The 20014-nt window shown below is 44.4% G+C and carries 23 protein-coding genes and 1 pseudogene; 21 read left to right on the top strand and 3 right to left on the bottom strand.

What is annotated here, in order from left to right; genetic code table 11:
• Positions 1-214: 214 nt before the first annotated feature.
• The 14 genes from NYE54_RS23370 to NYE54_RS23305 all read left to right on the top strand — a co-directional run bounded on the left by NYE54_RS23370 (position 215) and on the right by NYE54_RS23305 (position 11199).
• The gene (locus tag NYE54_RS23370) at positions 215-1483 is read left to right on the top strand and encodes a LamG-like jellyroll fold domain-containing protein (protein WP_339266538.1); all 1269 of its coding nucleotides are present in this window, start codon (positions 215-217) and stop codon (positions 1481-1483) included.
• A gap of 149 nt (positions 1484-1632) precedes the next feature.
• On the top strand, positions 1633-2121 hold the full coding sequence (locus tag NYE54_RS23365; protein ID WP_339273625.1) for an NUDIX hydrolase: 489 nt from the start codon (positions 1633-1635) through the stop codon (positions 2119-2121).
• A 45-nt stretch (positions 2122-2166) separates the two neighbouring features.
• Positions 2167-2589, top strand: coding sequence for a hypothetical protein (locus NYE54_RS23360; protein ID WP_339266536.1), 423 nt, complete (start codon positions 2167-2169; stop codon positions 2587-2589).
• A 111-nt stretch (positions 2590-2700) separates the two neighbouring features.
• Positions 2701-3240 (top strand): YfiT family bacillithiol transferase, encoded by a 540-nt coding sequence (locus tag NYE54_RS23355; protein WP_339266534.1) that lies wholly within the window; start codon positions 2701-2703, stop codon positions 3238-3240.
• 6 nt (positions 3241-3246) lie between these two features.
• Complete coding sequence (locus NYE54_RS23350) at positions 3247-3687, top strand: NUDIX hydrolase (RefSeq protein ID WP_339266533.1); 441 nt, start codon at positions 3247-3249, stop codon at positions 3685-3687.
• A gap of 39 nt (positions 3688-3726) precedes the next feature.
• Positions 3727-4194 carry an NUDIX domain-containing protein gene (locus tag NYE54_RS23345; protein ID WP_339266531.1) on the top strand — a complete coding sequence of 156 codons (468 nt, stop codon included), beginning with the start codon at positions 3727-3729 and terminating at the stop codon, positions 4192-4194.
• 40 nt (positions 4195-4234) lie between these two features.
• On the top strand, positions 4235-4813 hold the full coding sequence (locus tag NYE54_RS23340; protein ID WP_339266529.1) for a hypothetical protein: 579 nt from the start codon (positions 4235-4237) through the stop codon (positions 4811-4813).
• 63 nt (positions 4814-4876) lie between these two features.
• Positions 4877-5563 carry an HAD family hydrolase gene (locus NYE54_RS23335; protein ID WP_339266527.1) on the top strand — a complete coding sequence of 229 codons (687 nt, stop codon included), beginning with the start codon at positions 4877-4879 and terminating at the stop codon, positions 5561-5563.
• A gap of 39 nt (positions 5564-5602) precedes the next feature.
• Positions 5603-6484, top strand: coding sequence for an alpha/beta hydrolase (locus NYE54_RS23330; RefSeq protein WP_339266526.1), 882 nt, complete (start codon positions 5603-5605; stop codon positions 6482-6484).
• Positions 6485-6500: 16 nt separating this feature from the next.
• A complete protein-coding gene (locus NYE54_RS23325) occupies positions 6501-7019 on the top strand; it encodes a hypothetical protein (protein ID WP_339266524.1) in 519 nt (172 codons plus the stop codon).
• 32 nt (positions 7020-7051) lie between these two features.
• Complete coding sequence (locus NYE54_RS23320; RefSeq protein WP_339266522.1) at positions 7052-7336, top strand: hypothetical protein; 285 nt, start codon at positions 7052-7054, stop codon at positions 7334-7336.
• A 29-nt stretch (positions 7337-7365) separates the two neighbouring features.
• Positions 7366-8052 (top strand): class I SAM-dependent methyltransferase, encoded by a 687-nt coding sequence (locus NYE54_RS23315; RefSeq protein WP_339266520.1) that lies wholly within the window; start codon positions 7366-7368, stop codon positions 8050-8052.
• A gap of 20 nt (positions 8053-8072) precedes the next feature.
• The gene (locus tag NYE54_RS23310) at positions 8073-8342 is read left to right on the top strand and encodes a hypothetical protein (RefSeq protein WP_339266518.1); all 270 of its coding nucleotides are present in this window, start codon (positions 8073-8075) and stop codon (positions 8340-8342) included.
• Between the two features lie 238 nt (positions 8343-8580).
• Positions 8581-11199, top strand: coding sequence for a DUF4855 domain-containing protein (locus NYE54_RS23305; RefSeq protein ID WP_339266517.1), 2619 nt, complete (start codon positions 8581-8583; stop codon positions 11197-11199).
• Between the two features lie 291 nt (positions 11200-11490).
• Here NYE54_RS23305 and NYE54_RS23300 read toward each other — a convergent pair.
• The 3 genes and pseudogenes from NYE54_RS23300 to NYE54_RS23290 form a co-directional block, all read right to left on the bottom strand.
• Positions 11491-11780 (bottom strand): annotated as a pseudogene (locus tag NYE54_RS23300) (metalloregulator ArsR/SmtB family transcription factor); the annotation flags it as partial.
• A gap of 178 nt (positions 11781-11958) precedes the next feature.
• Positions 11959-12273, bottom strand: a complete 315-nt coding sequence (locus NYE54_RS23295; RefSeq protein WP_339273623.1) for a hypothetical protein — start codon at positions 12271-12273, stop codon at positions 11959-11961.
• Positions 12258-12524 carry a hypothetical protein gene (locus NYE54_RS23290; RefSeq protein ID WP_339266515.1) on the bottom strand — a complete coding sequence of 89 codons (267 nt, stop codon included), beginning with the start codon at positions 12522-12524 and terminating at the stop codon, positions 12258-12260. The genes NYE54_RS23295 and NYE54_RS23290 overlap by 16 nt, the downstream gene beginning before the upstream one ends.
• 615 nt (positions 12525-13139) lie before the next feature.
• Here NYE54_RS23290 and NYE54_RS23285 point away from each other — a divergent pair.
• The 7 genes from NYE54_RS23285 (at position 13140) to NYE54_RS23255 (ending at position 19086) form a co-directional block, all read left to right on the top strand.
• Positions 13140-13220 carry a hypothetical protein gene (locus NYE54_RS23285; protein WP_339273621.1) on the top strand — a complete coding sequence of 27 codons (81 nt, stop codon included), beginning with the start codon at positions 13140-13142 and terminating at the stop codon, positions 13218-13220.
• A gap of 105 nt (positions 13221-13325) precedes the next feature.
• Positions 13326-14045 (top strand): response regulator transcription factor, encoded by a 720-nt coding sequence (locus tag NYE54_RS23280; RefSeq protein WP_339266513.1) that lies wholly within the window; start codon positions 13326-13328, stop codon positions 14043-14045.
• Positions 14046-14048: 3 nt separating this feature from the next.
• Complete coding sequence (locus NYE54_RS23275; protein ID WP_339266511.1) at positions 14049-15449, top strand: ATP-binding protein; 1401 nt, start codon at positions 14049-14051, stop codon at positions 15447-15449.
• Positions 15450-15700: 251 nt separating this feature from the next.
• On the top strand, positions 15701-16078 hold the full coding sequence (locus NYE54_RS23270) for a hypothetical protein (RefSeq protein WP_256720752.1): 378 nt from the start codon (positions 15701-15703) through the stop codon (positions 16076-16078).
• 182 nt (positions 16079-16260) lie between these two features.
• Positions 16261-17385: an FtsW/RodA/SpoVE family cell cycle protein gene (locus NYE54_RS23265; protein WP_339266509.1), complete on the top strand. Its 1125-nt coding sequence runs from the start codon at positions 16261-16263 to the stop codon at positions 17383-17385.
• 47 nt (positions 17386-17432) lie between these two features.
• Positions 17433-18047 carry an undecaprenyl-diphosphatase gene (locus tag NYE54_RS23260; RefSeq protein ID WP_339266507.1) on the top strand — a complete coding sequence of 205 codons (615 nt, stop codon included), beginning with the start codon at positions 17433-17435 and terminating at the stop codon, positions 18045-18047.
• 28 nt (positions 18048-18075) lie between these two features.
• Positions 18076-19086 (top strand): LCP family protein, encoded by a 1011-nt coding sequence (locus tag NYE54_RS23255; RefSeq protein WP_339266505.1) that lies wholly within the window; start codon positions 18076-18078, stop codon positions 19084-19086.
• Positions 19087-20014 lie beyond the last annotated feature (928 nt).

Raw genomic sequence — 20014 nt, 5'->3', positions numbered from 1 at the left:
GCGTATTTACAATTTTTTAGGTTTTTGCTTTCGTTTTGGATATTCGTGGAGGAAATGGATGAGTGTATCAGGAATATACCCATAGCCGGACAATAAAAGAAACTCAACCAGAGGTTGAATTCCGGATAGCGATACTCTACATCCGCGTTATGTTTTTTCGTTACAGTGTTGTTTATAGTAGAGGCATCTCATGGAAAAGTGGTGGTCTTGACTTATGATTCAGGCGAATAACGTGATTAACGGAAATATCGGCAGATTGCGAAAACAGCTCGGCATCACACAGGAGCAATTGGCTAACAGATTGGGTGTCAGCTATCAGGCCGTGAGTAAATGGGAGAATGGGCAATCCTGCCCGGATATCTTACTAATTCCGATGCTCGCAGATATATTCGGGGTCACGATTGATGAGCTTTTTGGCAGGAATGTCCATAACTTCGATTTACGGAAAGGCCTCGTACTGGAGTATTTGTTCGATGGTGATGTACGAGACAGCAGCGGAGAGGGACGACATGGACGGCTTGAAGGCGGAAAATATGGCATCGACCGCTTTGGACGGAAGGGCGGGGCTTTAGCGTTGGATGGCAGAAATCATTATGTCCGGATCGACCAACCGCCTATTCTTTCTAATGATGCCTTTTCAATATCCGTATGGTGTTATTATGATACGCACAAGATCCTCCGAGGATGGCATAGCGCAATAGTTTCGCAAGATGGCCACAACCAGAACCGGGCGTTTCAGCTTAGCACGAAGGATGAGTATATTACGCTCCATGGTTTCCTGAGAGAACCGGATCTATCGATGAACGCCAAGATCGTGAAGGAACACTGGTATCATGTGACCATGACTTACGAGGAATCCCGTTACCGAATGTACGTGAATGGTCGTCCCGTTGCCGAGCGTTCAGGCAGTTTTACACCACACAATGAAGAACCGATGTATATAGGAAGAAAATCAACCGATGAACCGTACTTCTTTTTCCAGGGACGTATCGACGACCTGCGGATCTATAATCGTGCCCTTCAGGGTTGCGAGATTGAAGCTCTCCATGTTGAAGGTGGTTATAAGCCGGCTCCAATGCCACAGGTGGAATCTGTGGAGGAACCCATTCCGGTTCTGGAGGGATTGGACGACATCCGTATGATCTTTACAAAAGATACAATTGAGGCAGCGGCTGACTGGTATACCCGGAATTTAGGATTCAACATATTAATGCAGGAAGAGGGCTTCTATATGTTGACGTTGTATAACAGCCCGAATTTGTTGTTGGAATGCGTGAAAGCAAGGGAGCCGGAATCTGGACAAGAGGCCTCGTTTATATTCAAAACCAATCGGGACATTGAAGAACTGCGTTCCTATTTATCTGCGGCTGGCGCGAGAGTTGAGCAGATTCGGGACGAAGGCTTCGCATGGTTTCTGGATTTTTCGGATCCTTTTGGACAAGCCTGGATCATTATGCGCGAGAAGGGTAGTCATCCGTTTTGAAGTTTCAACGACATGGTTGGATTGCGCGTAATGTGCGTTAACGGTAGAATGATGTTAATCAGCAAATATTTCATCCAAGAACCCTCCTCGTGGTTAACACCAAAGGTGGGTTCTGTTTGTTTATGATCAGTGTGCAAAGGAATGAGGATATGACGGAAAATGGAATTGTACTTGTGGTCAGCGTTACCCTTGTTCAAGGGGATCAAGTGCTCATCATCCAGGAAAATAAACCTTCGGTGCGGGATACCTGGAACTTCCCTGGCGGGCGCATCGAGCCTGGGGAAGCTGTGTTTGAGGCGGCTATAAGAGAAGTGAAGGAAGAGACGGGATATGATGTCCAATTGACAGGCACTACAGGCGTGTATCCATTTATCAGCAGTTTGAATCACCCTGTCATCATGTTTCATTTTACCGGAAAAGTGGTGGGAGGCTCGCTTCAATTGGGAGCTGGCGAGATTAAGGATAGCCGGTGGGTTATGCTGCCTGATATCTTGGCAGATGACAGCATGAATTTCCGGGATGTCGAAGTCATGAGACAGATCGTTGAGAATCTCAAGAATGGCGTGCAGCACTCGCTTGCATTGTTTCATCCGTCTTTACGTCTAACTTCGGGGTCATCGCATATTCATAATTCTTAGTGGGGAATTTCGTAATATTTTTTTGAATAAAGGAGCGAAAGAGGGATGAGCCAACCCAAAAAAATCGCTTTTGGCGGATTCGTTGTCATCGGTATGTTCATATTACTGTACTTGATGACAGAAACGCATCATGAAATTCAAAGAGCGTATTATGATTTATCTCCCCAGCAATTCTTGCTATTAAAGATGAGTTTATTGGGATTTCTATTCGGAGTTTTAATAGAGTGGAGAGCACTTGGGGATTTAATTAAGGGGCATGTTCGAATAAGCTGGCTGTTATTGCCTGCTGCTATACTTACGGTCATCATCTTCACTCCTAGTATTTATTGGCCCGAGTGGTTTGGACTCAGAAGGCTGTTTGTTATAGAGATATTAGGGAAACCGGAAATTCACATGCTGCTTTCCGTGTTCTCCGGTGTATTGTTTATACGATCTATCTGCAACAACAAACATAGGTCTAACCCATAGATGGGGACTAGTAATAGGATGAGAAGCATGATGGTTCTTTACTGCTGTGGAACACCGTTCATATGTTTTCGTATGTGAAGGATACGATTGATGTATCGAGGAGGTAAGGAAGTGATCAGCATCCGTTTTCCCCTGGGTTCCTTTGAGCCAAAGGTGGAGCCGACATTGGAGGAGAGACAGAGGTTTATACAACAGATACCTTCAATCGTACCGACGCTCCGGCAAATCATAATGAAATGTCCCCTTTCCCAGCTGCATATGCCTTATCGTGAAGAGGGGTGGAGTATTCAGCAAATTGTGCACCATCTGGCTGATAACGATATGAACGCATATCTGCGATTTAAACGTGCATTGACCGAGGAGGAGCCGGTGGCAAACTCGTACCGGGAGGATTTATGGGCAGAACTGACTGATTACACGGAGGTTCCCATTGAGAACTCGCTTACGCTTCTGGAAACACTTCATTTTCGTTTTCTAATACTGCTGAAGGACTTACAGCCCGAGGATTTCAAAAGAACCATGAGAACCCAAGTGCTCGGCAGCATTACCCTGGATATCGCGCTGCAGCGATTTGTGTGGCACAACCAGCATCATATCGCGCAGATTACATCCATATTGAACCGTGAAAACGCGAAGTTACATAAGGAGTGAGCCCAATTGAGCTGGAGATCCAAGTATCCTTATGGAGGCATCGTGTTCAATCAGAATCAACAGGTCCTAATGAGAAGTCCGAGTGGCCATTGGGGTGGCTATGTTTGGACCTTCGCCAAAGGCGGTGCTGAATTAAGCGATAGCTCCCCGGAAGAAACCGCAACCCGGGAAGTGTTAGAGGAGACAGGTTATAAATGCAGCATTATCGCGGCCATTCCGGGTGAATATGAATCGGATACATGCGTGACGAAATACTTTTTGATGAGTCCGGAAGGATGGAGTGCTCATTATGATGAGGAAACGCAGGAAATCAAGTGGGTTGGCGTGGAGCAGGCCTTTGAAATGATAGAAATGACATCAACCCCAAAAGGTAGACAACGCGATACAGATGCATTAATCAGTGCGATACATTCGATGAGGGCATTGATCATAGAGAACAGATTCTAGTTATCCATTTTATTAGGAATCCAAAGGAGCCATCAAATCATGGGAATGTCAGATTACTACAAGGATCTAAGAGAAAAGATCGGAGACCAGCTAATATTTATGCCGTCCGTTGCCGGCATTATCCGCAATGATCAGGATTTTATTTTATTTGGAAGAAAGCATCATGAAGATTTATGGGGACTTGTGGCCGGTGCCATCGAGCTGGGAGAATCCCCGGCAGAGGCGATGACTCGCGAAGCGAAAGAAGAGACTGGGCTTGATATCTTACCCGAACGAATCATTGGGGTATATGGTGGAAAAGAACGCCGATATACGTACAGCAACGGACATCAAGTGGAGTACCTTACGATTGTGTTCGAGTGCCGCTTCATTTCGGGTGAGTTGGATCGTGAGAATGACGAGTTCGCGGAACTCATGTTCTTTCCAGAGGATCAACTTCCGCCCATGGCAATAAAATATCCGGAGCATATTTTCACCAAAGCCAATGGAGAGCGGGCTCATTTCTGAAGGGTATGACAGACTGAATCTATGGAGGTGGCGGCGTTTAATGTCGGAGAGAAAGGAAGCAAGATGGAATCCGCATGCTGCCGTTCTTGGTTTGATTGTAGGCATATACGTTGTGGTCTACGCCAGAGTAATCATCCGGTTGATTTACCACTATAAAGTTGTGTTGTCTTACGTATCGGTAGTATTGATTTCTTTTCCTGTGCTATTGCTGCTACTCATTCTGTATCTGATATCCAAAAAACCGTGGAGCAAGTTACATTCCACACATTATTGGTCAACTGGCATTATCGGGGTGATTCTCTTATCTTTTTCAATCTACGCCTTAAGTTACAACCAATCACAGCAGCACTTCGATTACAACCGTTGGGTTGGTTATCCTGAACAAAGATTGATCATGGTGGACGATTTTTTACAGAAACATGATTTGATCGGTTTAACCCAAGGGGAAGTGATGGACCTTCTGGGTGCCAACGACAATGCCAAATGGGCAAATGCCACAGACGATATAGCTGTGTATGATCTTGGAGCACGGCGAAGGGCCGATTACAAGAGAGAGGGTCTCTTTATTTATTTTGACGACCGTGGTTATGTCAAAAGCTATGAGATCTTACCGAGATAGGAAAGATAGGAAATACAGATGGCTTCTCTTTCCTAGACAAGACATTAGAAAGCAGGTCCCCCTATGACGTTAAAAGCGATAATCTTTGATCTGGATGAGACACTAACGGACAGAAGGGCGGCGATTAACTCGTTCATTGAGCGATTGATTGCCAGGTATTTCCCGGACTCTGATGTAAACACTCAGTTCATGATAGCCAAGCGATTCAAGGAAGCGGATCATAACGGCTACCGGGATAAGCATGAAGTGTATGAGATGCTGGTCGAGCATCTTCAGTGGGTGAATCCGCCTATGGCTAATGAATACTTAACATTTTTCAGGGAAGCAATCCCGCTTTGTATCCAGCCGATGGATCAGCTGTCTCCCATGTTGCACGAGTTGAAGTCTATGGGACTTAAGCTTGGCATCATTACCAATGGAACCGTCCAAGTACAAGAAGGGAAGATCCGTCAACTGGGCATACGCGAGTATTTTGATTCCATCGTGATTTCCGAAGAGGCGGGCGTTAAAAAACCCGATCCAAGGATCTATATGAGGGCTTTAGATCTGCTTAATGTTCTGCCATCAGAGACGTGGTTCGTCGGCGACCACCCGCATAACGATATCATCGGAGCAGCGCAAAGCGGTATCAAACCCATATGGTTTACGCGAGATGGCAACTGGGACTACTCCGAAGAAGTAAAGCCATATCGGACCATACATAGGCTGGAAGAATTGATTCGTATTTATAATGAACATTATGAAAGCTAGCAATGAAGGTAGAGTCCAGTGTCACTGGAGGTGCAGGGATTGAAGCGTTTTAAAAGCGATAATGGACAAAAGCTCGTCTATGAATCCTATGATCGCCTGATGGCGGGATGGACGGTACCTTACGAGCAGCATAAAGTATCCACCTCGTACGGGATGACTCACGTAATAACGGCAGGTTCATCGGACCTCCCCCCGCTGCTGTTATTGCATGGAACGGGCGACAACGTCGCCATGATGTGGATTTATAACGTGTCGGAGTTATCCCGCAATTTCTATATCATCGCCGTGGATAATATCGGAGGTTCGGGGAAAAGCGAGCCGAATGACCGGTATGCGCATAACTTTAATCAGGCAAAATGGTTGGACGAGGTCCTGGAGGCGATGAATGTTGACGCAACCTATATCGCCGGTGTATCCTATGGAGCTTATCTGGCCTATCATTACGCTATTGTCAGACCGGATCGGATAAGAAAGATTGTATGCTTGGCTGGCGGCATTGCCGGAAGTCAATCTGAACTGATGATCAAAATGATGCGGGCTTTTCTGCCGGAAGCACTGTTCCCTTCAGAACGGAGTGTGCGTACACTGCTTCGCAAGCTGTGCGGTGCCCATGCAGATGCATTCGAGAACAACCCGGAGCTTATGCAGCACTGGTTCTACCTGTTGAAGTACTTCAACAATCGCTCCATGATGAAGCATACCATTACGATCCATTCGTCTGCCGACATTCAGGCTATTCGCAGCAAGTCCTTGTTTGTTATCGGCGAGCAAGATTTGCTTAGCTATTATCCGAAGGCGGTTGCCAGACTGGAGACAAATGGGATGCGTTACCGCATCGTTAAGGACGCTGGCCATGCGATCAATCATGAGGTGCCGGAGCTCGTTCATGAAGAGATAATAGGCTTTTGCTGGGAAGCTTGAGGGAAGTGTAATGACAATGAAGATTAAATATCTCACCGGTCTGTTCATCAATGCTCTGGTCTGTCTAATATTGGTTCTACTGGGGAATGCCATGACCCCGAAGCCCGGCACTAGTTCTGGAAACGGAAATCCAGTCATCCTGCTGTTAATCCCTCTGAGTATTCTTTTCCTGGTGCTTGTTCTTCAATGGATTCGTATGTTCAAGGATCTTAAGATGTCCCTCAGCAAGTTAAGCATGCTGATCTTAGCCCTGGCCGGCTATATCGTAGCGGGTTATGTATATCAGCTTCATCGACTCGAAGCCTATAGAGAAGTCCTAGCCGAGGCGTTCGAATTGAGGTGGGGGACAGCGGACTGGCAACATATTGAATCCATTACGACCGGCGGCCTCCTTTCGATACATTTGAACAATCAATTTTTCAACTGGAATACGTACTTCATGATGATCGCCTTCTCGCTGCTGCTGTGCTTCATATACAAGTGGATACAAGGACTTGCAAACCGGAGATATGACGGAACATCAGCGGAAAAATAAAACTGACAGCTGGGTGGATAGGAGGGAATGATGTGCCATACTTCGATAGGACGAGAAAGTGCTCCATCGTATTCCTAACCCTGAGCGCATTTTTTTTCATTGTGACGGTAATTACGTTTTTTAACAGCGAGTTCCCCGAGATTCTGGCATACAACTTTACAAATGACTTGAGAGGCAGCTTGCTTACGGTTATTTTCCTGTTAATCTCCATTATACTGCTGGTTGTTGGCATAGCGATGAGGGCGATGTTTAAGGATGCGAAGGAAGACTTTTATCGGATTGACAAGCTGTTGCGCGACTTGGAAAAGAGAGATTGATCGTACCAATTCAGGGGAGTGAATATCAAATGGTTATTGAAGAAATATACGGAAAACAGGCAGAAGCCTATGAGTCGATGGTTAGCAGACAGCCCGATTTATCCGAAATCATTCATGGAATCAGGTCATATGAGGGGCTGGATGTACTTGATTTGGGGGCAGGATCTGGCCGGTTATCTATGCTGCTTGCCCGTGATGCCAGATCCTTGATTTGTACCGATATATCCGAGCCGATGCTGAATATTTTAGATGACAAATTATCTGAAGCGTATCATTCGCGTAATTGGACTACCGTAGTCGCTGATCATCGCAGCCTGCCGGTTGATTCCTCAAGTGTAGATCTGATCGTATCGGGTTGGAGTATTAGTTATCTCGCTGATTCAAGCCAAGAACAATGGAGTGACAATCTCGGACGTGTCATGGATGAACTGCAGCGAGTTTTGAGACCAGGCGGGACGATCTTAATTCTGGAAACGATGGGAACGGGCACGGAGACACCGAATCCTCCGGATTTCCTGACCGGCTATTACGCTCAATTGGAGCATCGATACGAATTTAGCCATCAGTGGATTCGAACGGATTATGTGTTTGATACAGTAGAAGAGGCACTGCAAAACACGGGATTCTTTTTCGGTGAAGAGTTAACGAACAAGATCCAGGCGAACCAATGGTCAACGGTGCCGGAGTGCGCCGGGATCTGGTGGAAGCATGTTTAACTAGGAGGTGACGCGACCTCATGGAACTTCTAATGTATGTGATCTTGTTTATTCTTAACATACCGATATACAAGTGGATGTTTAGACGGATTTTTGAAAATGTGGATGATCTGAAGCAGTCGGTGAAGTATTCGTTTACGCCGGATCTCATCTCCTTGTTCCGTAGACGTTTTTGGAAGGATCAGTTCGGGGAGCTGAAGCTGTCCGTTTTCTATTTTTGTTGTTTAGGAATCTTTGTCATAGAATGCGTAGTTGTGACCTGGGTGGTCGACATGATCTTTCATTTATAGTGCCGATGACTGGGTGTCCCTAGGTAAGAACAGGTCTAACGAAGGGCGCCTTTCGCAGGTGCCCTTTTTTAATTCGCTATAATTCAGCATATACCCACACTATTCGATGGTAATCTAAAATTTTTACTTGGTTCCAATGGCCGATGGTGAGAATTACGGCGTTTGTGGCACAGTATTACCAAGCTACTTATGAAACCGCATTCATTAATCTTATTTCATCGAATCGGGAGGGAAATGAATGAAACGAAACAGGCGACAAGGGATTGCTGCAGCTATTGCAGTATGGATAGTACTGTTATGGCTGCCGACAGCCGAAGCGGCCCAAGATCAGCCTGAATTGCGAAACCTCGCTGCAGGTATCGGGTACACATGGTCGGAGCAGCCGGAACCAAGCTATGGGGATGCGGGGAATAAGTTAACGGACGGGAAGTACGGTTCGACGATCTTCACGGATTCGGCATGGACAGGACATCTCCGCAAGTCCACGCGCAGCGTCATCTTCGACCTAGGGGAGAAGAAATCGATCGCTCGGATTCAGGCGCATTTCCTCCAAGATTCTTCGGTCGGTATTGCCTATCCGAACACGGTATCCATGTATGCGTCCAACGATGGCTCACAGTGGGGAACCCTCGCGCACATCCCTAGCCGCGAAGTGAGATGGGCAGATGTTCCTCCGAGCACCCAAGGCTATATCTGGGACGGCAATGAGGATGGATTAGCTCAGCATCACCCCAATGCGACAATGGCCTATGCCCAATATGTCAAAGTCACATTTACCACCGATGTGTTCGTATTTTTGGATGAGATCGAGATCTGGGGCACGGATGGCAAAATGAACAAAGCCAAGCAGGTATCTGCGGATCGGCTTGCTTATCAGGAATCGGGGAAGGCAACTGGTGGCATGCGTAATCTCGTGCTGTTGAATAACGGGAACGGTCCGGGTAGGGCTGATACCTGGACGAAAGACAACCTTATGCCATACGTGAGTTATGTCAATGGACAAGGTGAGCCGGTGGATTGGTTGTTCGACGGGGTGCTGTTCCAGAGCGAGCAATCGCCGAGTGGACAGGATTTCACGAAGGGAACCGCTACCTTCGGCGATTGGAAGGGGTATTTAGACAAGATGTTCACGGATCAGGGCGATCTGCAGCATTTGAATGAAGCGGTAACTGAAGCGGGGCGAAAGCTGGGAGAACAAGGTCATAAGGTGAACGTTGTGCTCATGATGCCAAACCCAGGTGATACCGTGTCGGATTTCGGGGATGTGGATGGCGATGGCGTGACTGAGAATTTTAATTCTTCCGTTATCGGAGTCGAAGCGGCTTCCGCCAATAAGCAAAAGGCGGTTACCTGGTGGATGCAGCAGATCAAGCAACGGTGGAAAGAAGAGAAGTACCCGAATCTGAAGCTGAACGGCATATATTGGGGCGGTAAAAGCATCAGTATGACCGATCTGAACGAAGCGAAAATAATCCAAGGAACGAGCAAGCAAGTGCATGAGAAGGGTGTGAACTTCTACTGGATTCCAACCTTCCAAGGTAACCGGAATTATGACTGGAAGGCTTTAGGATTTGACGCCGCGCTGCTGGAGCCGGGTGCTTACGCTTCCGCTGTTCCGCAGCGCGTAGAGGATGCCGCAGGTTTAGCGAAGCAATATCAGATGGGAATCGAGCTGGAGTTCGATGAACAGATGAATACCGACACCGATAAGCAGGCGCGATATGTCGATTTGCTGAACGGAGGCATTGACTATGGCTATATGAACCAAGCATTTATGGCATTCGATCAAGGCAATACGGCATCCTTGCTTCAGAGTGCCGAGTCTAGCGACCCCTTGGTTCGTCAGAATTATGACCTCATGGCTCAGTTCGTGACAGGGACGTATGCGAAGCCAAGACCTTGCTCCAAGCAGCCAGAAGACCCCGTGGCTTCGGATGCGACGCAATTCGTGGTGAAATGCGGCACTGAAATTACGGTCGCCCATAAATACAATGACCAAAGCGATATGTGGATCGTATTCGATCGTTTTGGTGCGAATAAGTTGGAAGGGCTCAAGGAATGGCGACTGGCCGAGAATACGGGAACGACGGTGAATCCGGATATGTCTCGACCATCGACGCTTCTTCAGGCGGATGTATCGGACTGGATCGGGCCTTACGTGGTGAGAGCGAATGCGAACGGCAACGGCAATCCGTGGGATTTCACAGGGGGCAACCACAACTACGATGGCGGCAGCACCAGCTCGCATACAGGAAGGACGGATTCGTTCCGCGTGTGGGCGGACGGTATGGAAGTAGCGGATGGTACCGTGACGGCGAGTGTTTATACCAAGATCGTAGTGGTCAGTCTGATCCAAGCCTATAACACGAAAGAGGCGGATGGTTCTGGAAGACCCGTGCTTAGGGAGACTGTCACGTACGAGATCTCGGGCGGTCATGTACAGGTCCATAATGAAATCGAGGCGCTGGAAGACATCACGTTCGATACGTATTACGGACTTCAGTCGGTGAATGGCGCATGGAACGATACGGTTCGCTACTTCGCAGGCGATCAGGAAGTTGCTTCAAGCCCTGCGAATAGATACAGCGATTCAGGCACGAAAGCCGTGAATCCGAATGTCGACAGCTATCAACTCAGCTCAACCGATCAGGGAGGATTCCAGCACAAACTGCGTGTAAGGTTGGATCGGCAATATGGTTTAGGGGCTTTAGCGAATCTCGCTGACCATATGCCTGTCATCTTTACGCAGGAATACGGAAAGACCTATTTCTTGCAGATCAAAGGGATGACACCGGAACTGAAACAAGGAGAGAAGTTCGCATGGCAGGGCAGCTATGAATTCTATGCCGAGAACTGAACCATGTGGAAATGCTGCTGCAAAAGCGACGAAGGAAAGATTCATCTCCTGCCTGCACTGCCAGCCATGTGGTCAATGGGCAGCGTGACAAGGCTTAAGGCGAAAGGAAATATCCAGGTGGATATGAGGCGGGAGCATGGGAAGTTGATTGCCTTCTTGATCCGAAATGGAAAGAGTTTGCCAAACTTTACAGAATAGTATAAACCGGCTGCAATCATGCAGCCGGTTTATGTTGATTCGGGTCAAGCAGGGTTCAACGCGGTTATTGATCCAACACAGTTGGCTCAAGAACATATTTGTAGTCCAGTATTTGCTGTAGAAAGCCACCCAATCTTGAACTTCTCTAAGCGGCTCGGCGTTTAGCCTAAATCGCGTTTCTCTGCCTACTTTCCGGTCGAGCACCAGCCGGCCTCTTTAAGGATGGTCAAATGCTTGGATACCGCTGTACGGCCCATTGAAAATTGTGCCTTTAGTTCATGAAGTGGTTTCTCCTCTGTTTGTGATAACAGATGAATCAGTTGACGCCTAGTGGGATCTGCAATTGCGTCAAATACATCGCGGGACGGATTATTCTCAATCACGACAACCCTCCTAAAAGTCTTATTTTTGTTGTTAGTAATCTAATGGTGTATGAAGGGACCGCCGTTAATTTCACCGCCTCTGCATCATGATTTTATAAGTGGAATTTTCGAATTCAAGCCTAGAAATGACGATCACTCGATTAGAGATTTAGTGTTAATCTCTAATGTTTATTCTTAACTAATACCCAAAAAAGGCATCCTTTTTGATATTCCGCTTAAAAATCTGATTATGTAGCAAATGGCTAGAAATAGAATCTACCAATGACTTCGGACCCGCAATAAAGTATTTCCCATTGTTTTTATATAAGGCGTTAAACGATTCAATTTCCTGATGTAAGTCTTCCTTTGAATCAAGATAAGTTACAGTTAATGAAGTATTGTTAGCCATTTCATTTAGCTCATTCTTGTAGATATAAGACTTTTTACTATCCAAATAGAGCAGCTTTTTATGTTTCTCGTCACTATTCCCTTCTGCCTCTAATTGTTTAAGGATCGACCGAAATGGTGTGATTCCAATCCCCCCGCAATCAGAAGCGAAGGACTATTATCTTGGAAATAAAAAGAACCGACAGGGCCACTCATTTTAACTTTCATACCCTGCTTTAATTCTAATAAAGCTTTTGTAAAATCACTTGGGTTATCACTGATTCGCGTGGTGATTTTAACTATATTCTCTGTAGGAGCAGCTGCCAAACTGAATGGTTTTGTAGGGTTTTTTATGGTCTTATGCGTAATGCTAAACAAACCATATTGCCCTGCCTTCCAGGTTAAGTCCTTCTCTCTTTCAAATAGAAAAGAATATACATCCTCCGATTCTTTCTAATTGGACACCATTTGGTGTCGTGTCAATAACATTTTTAAACTCCATATGAACACGGTCTACGGTTGTTTAGATTAAAACAGCGTTATATCCCGATATGGATCGGAAGATCGTTGTATAGTAAGCGCTTTACCTTCGCTTCTATAATGGTAGCAAGCAGTAATTACTATTCATTCGGCTGCCGACGTTCAGGCTATTCTGCGATGGATTGTCAAGCTGAGTACGACAACTCTTCCATAAAGGCTTCGTGAGCAGATTTCCACCTCAAGCATTTACGGGGGCGGTTTTGATGAGCCAGCGGCCTCAGCTAACACTTCATCCGAGATACCAGCAAAGCCATGACCTTTGGGAATAAATTCTCTTAAAAGACCATTGCCGTTCTCATTGGAGCCCCGTTGCTAAGATATGGCTTTGCTCTTCCTCGCTGGAAATGGCCTAAATAAAATTTCAAGAACTTGTGCAGGTTTATTACGGAGCAATATGCCCAATGACAACGAATAATATATCTCAATTGATTTACCAAGGAAAGGTCACTGTATTTGCTGCAACACGCACATAATCCAGTTGACAGGATTCCTTGGTCAGTAGAAGCTTTTGACAAGTTAATTAATTTAAAGTAATATCCACATGTAATAATTACACAGGTAAGAATAAGGATCTGAGTTCAAGGCTGTCTCTTTACAGGGGGAGCTTTTTTTGCATTATTACGTGTTAGAAATCGAGTTATGGGGGTGGCGGCTATAGATACCGCTAATCGTAATCAAGTACTTATTGTTGAAGATGATGCACATATTAGACGTTTTATATCGATTAATTTAATAAATAACGGATTTGTGGTGAGTGAGGCTGCATTTGGAGGAGAAGCGATACAACTTTTCACTGCAAATCGACCCGATGTAGTCGTTCTGGATATTATGCTGCCAGATGCTGATGGATTTGAAATCTGCCGACAGTTAAGAGAGATAGAGCCTGCGGTCATCATTGTCTTTTTAACTGCCCGCGGACAAGATCTGGACAAGATCAAAGGATTAGAAATCGGAGCTGATGATTATATTGTCAAACCGTTTAATCCGTTAGAGCTTGTAGCACGAATTAATGCGATATTGCGCCGAACAGAAACTGCTCTAAAACCACAAAGATCCGTGATTCAATCCGGTCCAATTCGGATGGATCTGAATTCGAATAAAGTGTTCAAACATGACTTCTTTATTGAATTAACGCCGAAGGAATTTCAACTAGTTAGAACCTTTCTAGAACATCCCGATACAGCACTATCCCGAAATGAATTATTAAATCTCGTATGGGGAGAGGATTATGTTGGAGATCCTAAAACAGTAGATGTTCATGTGCGAAAGTTACGGGAAAAGATTGAAGATGATGGCTCTAACCCACATTGGATCGAAACGGTATGGGGAGTGGGATACCGCTTTAGGAAGGACGGTTAAGAAGTGGGTATTCAGAAAAGATTAGTAGGAAGTTATTTTGTGGTCATCTGTATCACTGTTCTCATTCTTGAGATTTTCCTCATGGTTTACGTGAGATATTATTATCTTCATAATGTTGAGCGGATTCTGATGAATCAAGCGGAGCTGTCTGCTTCTTTTTTTCAGCAATATTTTGCCGATGAAGATCTGGAGAAACAATCGTATCGACTATTAAAGGGGTTTGCACATAACTCGGATGCGCAAGTACAGATTATTAATTCCTCAGGCCGACTTTTGCAGGACTCTACCGGACTTCCAGGCGGCAATGACATGACTACGTATTTAGATGTACGAACTGCACTCCAAGGACAACCCGGCACATGGAGAGGCAAGGACCCTTCCACCCAAGAAGCGATATTAGCGGTATCTTATCCCTTACGAGCCAATGATATCATCGTGGGAGAAGTCAGATTTGTCACTTCCTTGACTGAAACACTTCAGACGGTTAATCGTATTGCAATCGTACTGATCTGTGTAGGTCTGTTTGTTCTTGCGATTGTTACCGTTCTTGGACTATTGTTGTCTCGGACCATCACGAGATCAATTAAGGATCTTAAACAGGCGGCAGATCAGATGACAGAAGGAGACTTCAGCATAAGAGTACATAAACGCTATCAGGATGAGCTGGGTTCTTTGGCTGATACGTTAAATATGATGGCAGGTAGAATTTTGAAGAGCGAACAGCTTAAAAATGATTTTATTTCATCCGTGTCCCATGAACTGCGAACGCCATTAACGTCAATTAAAGGCTGGGTTATCACGCTGACATCGTGTGGGAGTCACAACGAGCAAATCCTTAAAGAAGGATTGGATATTATTGAATCAGAAAGCGACAGGTTATCTCGTATGGTGGAAGAACTGTTAGATTTCTCTAAACTGGATAATGGAAGAATTGTCTTACACTCAGCACCTGTTCATCTATCAGAATTATTGCATCATGTGGGTAGACAACTTGCCCCAAGAGCAGCTCGGCAAGGAGTCTCACTCGAAATACAAACTGAGGAGATTCTCCCTACCATTCATGCGGACGAGAATCGATTGAAGCAAGTACTAATAAATTTAATTGATAATTCACTCAAATTTACAGATGCCAATGGTCGAATTTTTATACACGCTCATACAGCTCTAGAACAAGTTGTTATTACCGTTGAGGACACTGGGTCAGGAATCGCAGAGGAGAATCTAGAGAATGTGCTGCAAAAATTCTACAAAGTAGATCCACAAGCACCTGGCAGTGGTCTGGGTCTATCCATATCAAATGAGATCATTAAGTTACATCATGGAGAATTACGCATAATTAGTGAGGTAGGTAAGGGTACTAAAGTCCAGATCTACTTGCCGATAGAAGAAAATTATAAAATTTAACTTTTTCATAACCACTTCGTTCCCTTTCAAAGATAGAATAGTAAATAACCTTGACAATCGAGGAGCTGGTAATCAGAATGCTCAACAAACTCATTAGAATAGGTTTCATATCAACTACGTTATTGTTGCTCGGAGGATGTGGGATTCCCGCAACACCAGTAGATATGATTAAGCCTCCATTATCAGAAGCAAGTATTCAGCGAGAAAAAACGAACCATGAACTTATCAAATTACTACCTGACGAGGTTCAATTGTTAGTTCCTACGCAGGGAAAAGACGGTAATGATATCTCGTTCGGAGATATGGACGGGGACGGTATCGATGAAGCCGTCGTTGTATATGAAGAGAATAAAGCGACAGGTAAAATGTTGAAAGCGGCGCTATTTAAGCAAGATAATGAGGAGTGGCGAATCGTCTCGGAAGTCAAGGGCTTTGGTTACGGCTTGGAGTATGCTGGATTTCCAGATATCGATCAGGACGGTCGATCCGAGCTCGTGCTTGGCTGGTCGCTAGGGGCTGCAGGGAATGGTCTGGACATTTATGGCTTGAGTGAAGATAAATTGAAGCTGTTATCCAAGGAGGAGTATCACGGTAAGATCGATCTTGAGTATCCTTCCCAAGGATTGTAGTTAAAATGGGGGAGGTGTCCTATGATTTGAACGGTAAAATAAGGGGCCGACCTGAATCATAAAACACAGTAGTCCGTGGCATTACGTCATGAAACAAGGCGTATTTGCGCTCATCGGATTATTTGTGATGTTCATTTTTAGGGGGATTCCTACAGAAATTCAACAAAATAGAGGTAGCCATCATGTTTATCACCCACATAATTTCAAAACTGGATAAAACCATGCTGTTCATTATATTGTGTCTTGTTGCCATTGGTACGATTGCTATTTATGGAGCTACAGTGGATACGAATTTAGAAGGCCTTCACATTAGTTATTTATATCTATTCGGTGCATTCTGCTTTCCTATGCTGGCTCTCGCATTGTTAGATTATAGAGTTCTGTTTGGTAAGCTATCCTACGTTCTCTATGTAATTGGCATAGGGATGCTGGTTCTTGTCAAGTTTACCGGAGAGAACATTAACGGTGCTGTTCGTTGGCTAAGTATTGGAAGTTTTCAGCTTCAACCTTCTGAATTAGCTAAATTATTTACAGTGCTTCTGATTGCTCATTTATTAGGCAAGCGAGAGGGAGCCCAGCTTCGAATTGTTCAAGATATATTACCGATTTGTATCATTTTCATGATTCCTATCATCTTAATCATGCAGCAGCCGGATTTAGGCACTTCTCTAGTTTTTGTGGGTGCACTGCTTAGTATGCTGTGGATGGGTAACATCCGTTCATTATATATGATTCTGTTCATCAGTATTATGATCATTACGGTAGGCATAATATTATGGCTATACTATGCCAATTTCGAATTGTTATCCAAGATTGTAGAGCCTCATCAAATGTCAAGAATTCAGACCTTTCTTGACCCAGCCAGCGATCCCGATAAATCATGGCATGTTAAAAACGCACAATATGCGATAGCTTTGGGAGGATTGACTGGAAGTGACGTATCTTTTTTACGTAGAGGGTTTGTTCCTTATGCGTATTCCGATTCGATCTATGTGGTCATAGGCGAGGAATATGGTTTTTTGGGTTCTGCGGTGCTGTTACTGTTATATTTCCTTCTCATATATCGCATGGTTCATATCGTCAAAGATAGTAGAGAACTTGCAGGGGCATATCTTGTTACCGGGCTTATAGGAATGTTAGTCTTTCAAATTTTCGTTAATATAGGCATGCATATCGGTTTGGTACCCCTGACGGGTATTTCCTTACCGTTCATAAGTTATGGAGGCAGCTCACTACTTAGTAATATGATTGCAATTGGTTTGGTGTTAAGTGTCAAATTTCATAAAAACGATATCTATATAGAATGAACTAAAGACAACCTTATTATTACAGAAATAGAAAGCAGGTTAAGAAATTGGGCATTTCTCAAACGGATGATCTCGTATTTCAATTCATCAATCAAATGGCAGTAACATTCTCTGCACTAAATCCATTTATGCGTTTTTTATCAGAAAAAGCGGAATACCTCTTTTACATGGGGATTATTGTTTATTGGTTTACTCGCATCCATAAGAACAGGCAAATGGTGATAACAACTCTCTTGTCAGCTTGTGTTGGATTTAGTGTTGGTAGTATACTTTCTCACTTTTTTTATAGGGATAGGCCTTTTGTCCATCATATGGTTAACCAATTAGTTGAACATTCCGCTAACGCTTCATTTCCAAGTAATCATTCGATTGGGGCCTTTGTAATCGCAACAGGTATATGGTTGTTTCGTAAGAAAGATGGCGTAATTTGGCTTATATTGGCAGGTTTAATTTCATTCTCCCGAATTTGGAATGGTGTTCATTATCCTTCTGATGTCATCACGGGAGCATTTATTGGTGTAATTAGTGCATTTTTGGTTTATCAAATGGTTCATCGATGGTCTGTAGCTCATAAATGTTTGAACGCTGGCATCAATCTTTATGAAAAAATCGAGAATAATATTTGGAAAAGTTATAAAAAAGCTTCTAAACTCAAAAATTGAATGTTATTAGAATTGAGTGGAGGAAATTATGTCTATCAAACCTAAGAGAAAAGCAATTCGTAAAGTTATGATGAGCATTTACCTTGTTATAAGCGCCCTGATACTTGGAGTTGGAATCTATGCAGGGTATATATATTATAAGGCGGATGCTGCGATTCAACGTGTGGCAGCTCCAAAGCTGGCTGATGATCCGATTGATTATGTAAAGAAGGAATCGATTCAACCTATGACATTTCTTTTGGCGGGTGTAGATAGTCGGGATGGTGGTGGTGGGGTGATGAATACAGATGTTCTTATGCTTGTCAGTTTCAATCCACAAACCCAATCTGCTAGTTTGTTGTCCCTGCCGCGTGATTTGCTGCTAAAACCTAAATCGTTGCCTGCTCATAAATCCAATTATTATTATGCTTATTACTATATAAAGGATAAGTCAGAGGCTATTCCTAATACAAAACGTTTTTTCTCTGATTTGCTAGGTTTTCCGATTGATCATATGGTCGTGTTGAATTTTGATGCCTTACGGCAGACCGTGGACGCACTTGGCGGACTGCAAATCGATGTCGACATGGATATGAAATATAACGATTCCGCAGACGGAACGCATATCGATTTAAAAAAGGGCTTGCAGACTCTTAATGGTCAACAAGTGCTCGACTATGTCAGGTATCGTAAATCAAATCAAGGGACTCGGGAGTCCTCCGATTTCGCACGTAACGATCGACAGCAGCAAGTGATCAAGCAGATCATTGAGAAATTGGGGGATTTTCAAGGGATTTCCCAATGGGGAAACATATTGGACATTATCGGTGAAAATGTGAAGTCTGATATTCCTGAATCTGATCTTCAACAATGGGTCTATAATTTCCCGAAAATCAAGCCGAATCAGATTCGTTCATTGCAGTTGGAATCCAGTTGGAAAAGTCCCTATGTTTACGTAAACAAAGAGGATTTGCAACAAGCGTTGATAGATCTAGCTGATGAAGCAGGGATCCGTTCAGAAATTTCGTTTAAATGGCAAACTATTGGGGTACTGGAGTGATCCGTGCATTGAGTCCTTTAGTTGGTCAGACCTGATTTAACTTCATCTCAACTTTCGCTATTTTAAACAATTAAACAAACCCTTGATGTAACTAGGTAAACTAGAGATCCAATCCTGCAGTTGACATAAAACAGATGTTTGATTCTTCTGGTGCTGCGCTTTAGCAAAAATGAAGTCATGAGTTGCTGGAGCGCAATCTGGTAGACCAGATCGCGAAATCGCCGGTCCGACAGTGGAAATTAGAAGTCGACATGCTTGCTATACTGGCGGCTACAGCGGCTAAGACCCCGCCTCCGACTGATATCAGATGAATTATTGGAGAACCTTTTGACGTCCTGAATTTGCGTTTATCTACCATTCAGGATCCGATGGGCGCCGTGATCACTAAGGATGCCCATAACGAGATATCGGATATGACAACAGAAGGGCTGCCGTGCTGGCTGGTACTTACATTAACAAATGCAGCAGTACCGGGAGAATTCTATTCGAAGCTGTCGATTGGAAACTTGAAAATCGAAATGAGGATGCAACGATTGTGTTTCAGAATCGTAGCCAATATGAATGCGGCCTGAGTATGGTTGTTTCCGATAATGGAGCAGCTTGGTCTGAATGAAATGTTTATTACACCATTCAAGACTGTGAACGAAGTTTAATCAATGCTCGGAGGCTTGGTGCGCATTCCATCATTGAGACTCAGGATAAGCCTGGGATTGGCCGATTTGCCAGTTTCACGGGTCCTGATGGTATCAAGTGTTTCATCATGGCTCGCGAATAGGTGCTTTATTTCAATATAGCTTATGTATTTACAGAGGTTATCCGGGCGATTCGTTTGTCCTCGGGTAACCTTTTTAATTAGGTGATTTCATAGCGAAATGAGGCCATATTGCATTTTAACAAATGAGTCGCTCCAGATGCGTTACATCCCGAT

It is taken from the genome of Paenibacillus sp. FSL K6-1330 (assembly GCF_037976825.1).
In the GTDB taxonomy this organism is placed as follows: Bacteria; Bacillota; Bacilli; order Paenibacillales; family Paenibacillaceae; genus Paenibacillus_AQ.
This window is presented reverse-complemented; position numbering and strand designations above follow the sequence as displayed.

Coding starts and splice junctions, on each gene's coding strand:
- NYE54_RS23370 (WP_339266538.1), top strand. CDS start 215: ATGATTCAGGCGAATAACGTGATTAACGGAAATATCGGCAGATTGCGA.
- NYE54_RS23365 (WP_339273625.1), top strand. CDS start 1,633: ATGACGGAAAATGGAATTGTACTTGTGGTCAGCGTTACCCTTGTTCAA.
- NYE54_RS23360 (WP_339266536.1), top strand. CDS start 2,167: ATGAGCCAACCCAAAAAAATCGCTTTTGGCGGATTCGTTGTCATCGGT.
- NYE54_RS23345 (WP_339266531.1), top strand. CDS start 3,727: ATGGGAATGTCAGATTACTACAAGGATCTAAGAGAAAAGATCGGAGAC.
- NYE54_RS23340 (WP_339266529.1), top strand. CDS start 4,235: ATGTCGGAGAGAAAGGAAGCAAGATGGAATCCGCATGCTGCCGTTCTT.
- NYE54_RS23335 (WP_339266527.1), top strand. CDS start 4,877: ATGACGTTAAAAGCGATAATCTTTGATCTGGATGAGACACTAACGGAC.
- NYE54_RS23325 (WP_339266524.1), top strand. CDS start 6,501: ATGAAGATTAAATATCTCACCGGTCTGTTCATCAATGCTCTGGTCTGT.
- NYE54_RS23315 (WP_339266520.1), top strand. CDS start 7,366: ATGGTTATTGAAGAAATATACGGAAAACAGGCAGAAGCCTATGAGTCG.
- NYE54_RS23310 (WP_339266518.1), top strand. CDS start 8,073: ATGGAACTTCTAATGTATGTGATCTTGTTTATTCTTAACATACCGATA.
- NYE54_RS23305 (WP_339266517.1), top strand. CDS start 8,581: ATGAAACGAAACAGGCGACAAGGGATTGCTGCAGCTATTGCAGTATGG.
- NYE54_RS23280 (WP_339266513.1), top strand. CDS start 13,326: ATGGGGGTGGCGGCTATAGATACCGCTAATCGTAATCAAGTACTTATT.
- NYE54_RS23265 (WP_339266509.1), top strand. CDS start 16,261: ATGTTTATCACCCACATAATTTCAAAACTGGATAAAACCATGCTGTTC.
- NYE54_RS23255 (WP_339266505.1), top strand. CDS start 18,076: ATGTCTATCAAACCTAAGAGAAAAGCAATTCGTAAAGTTATGATGAGC.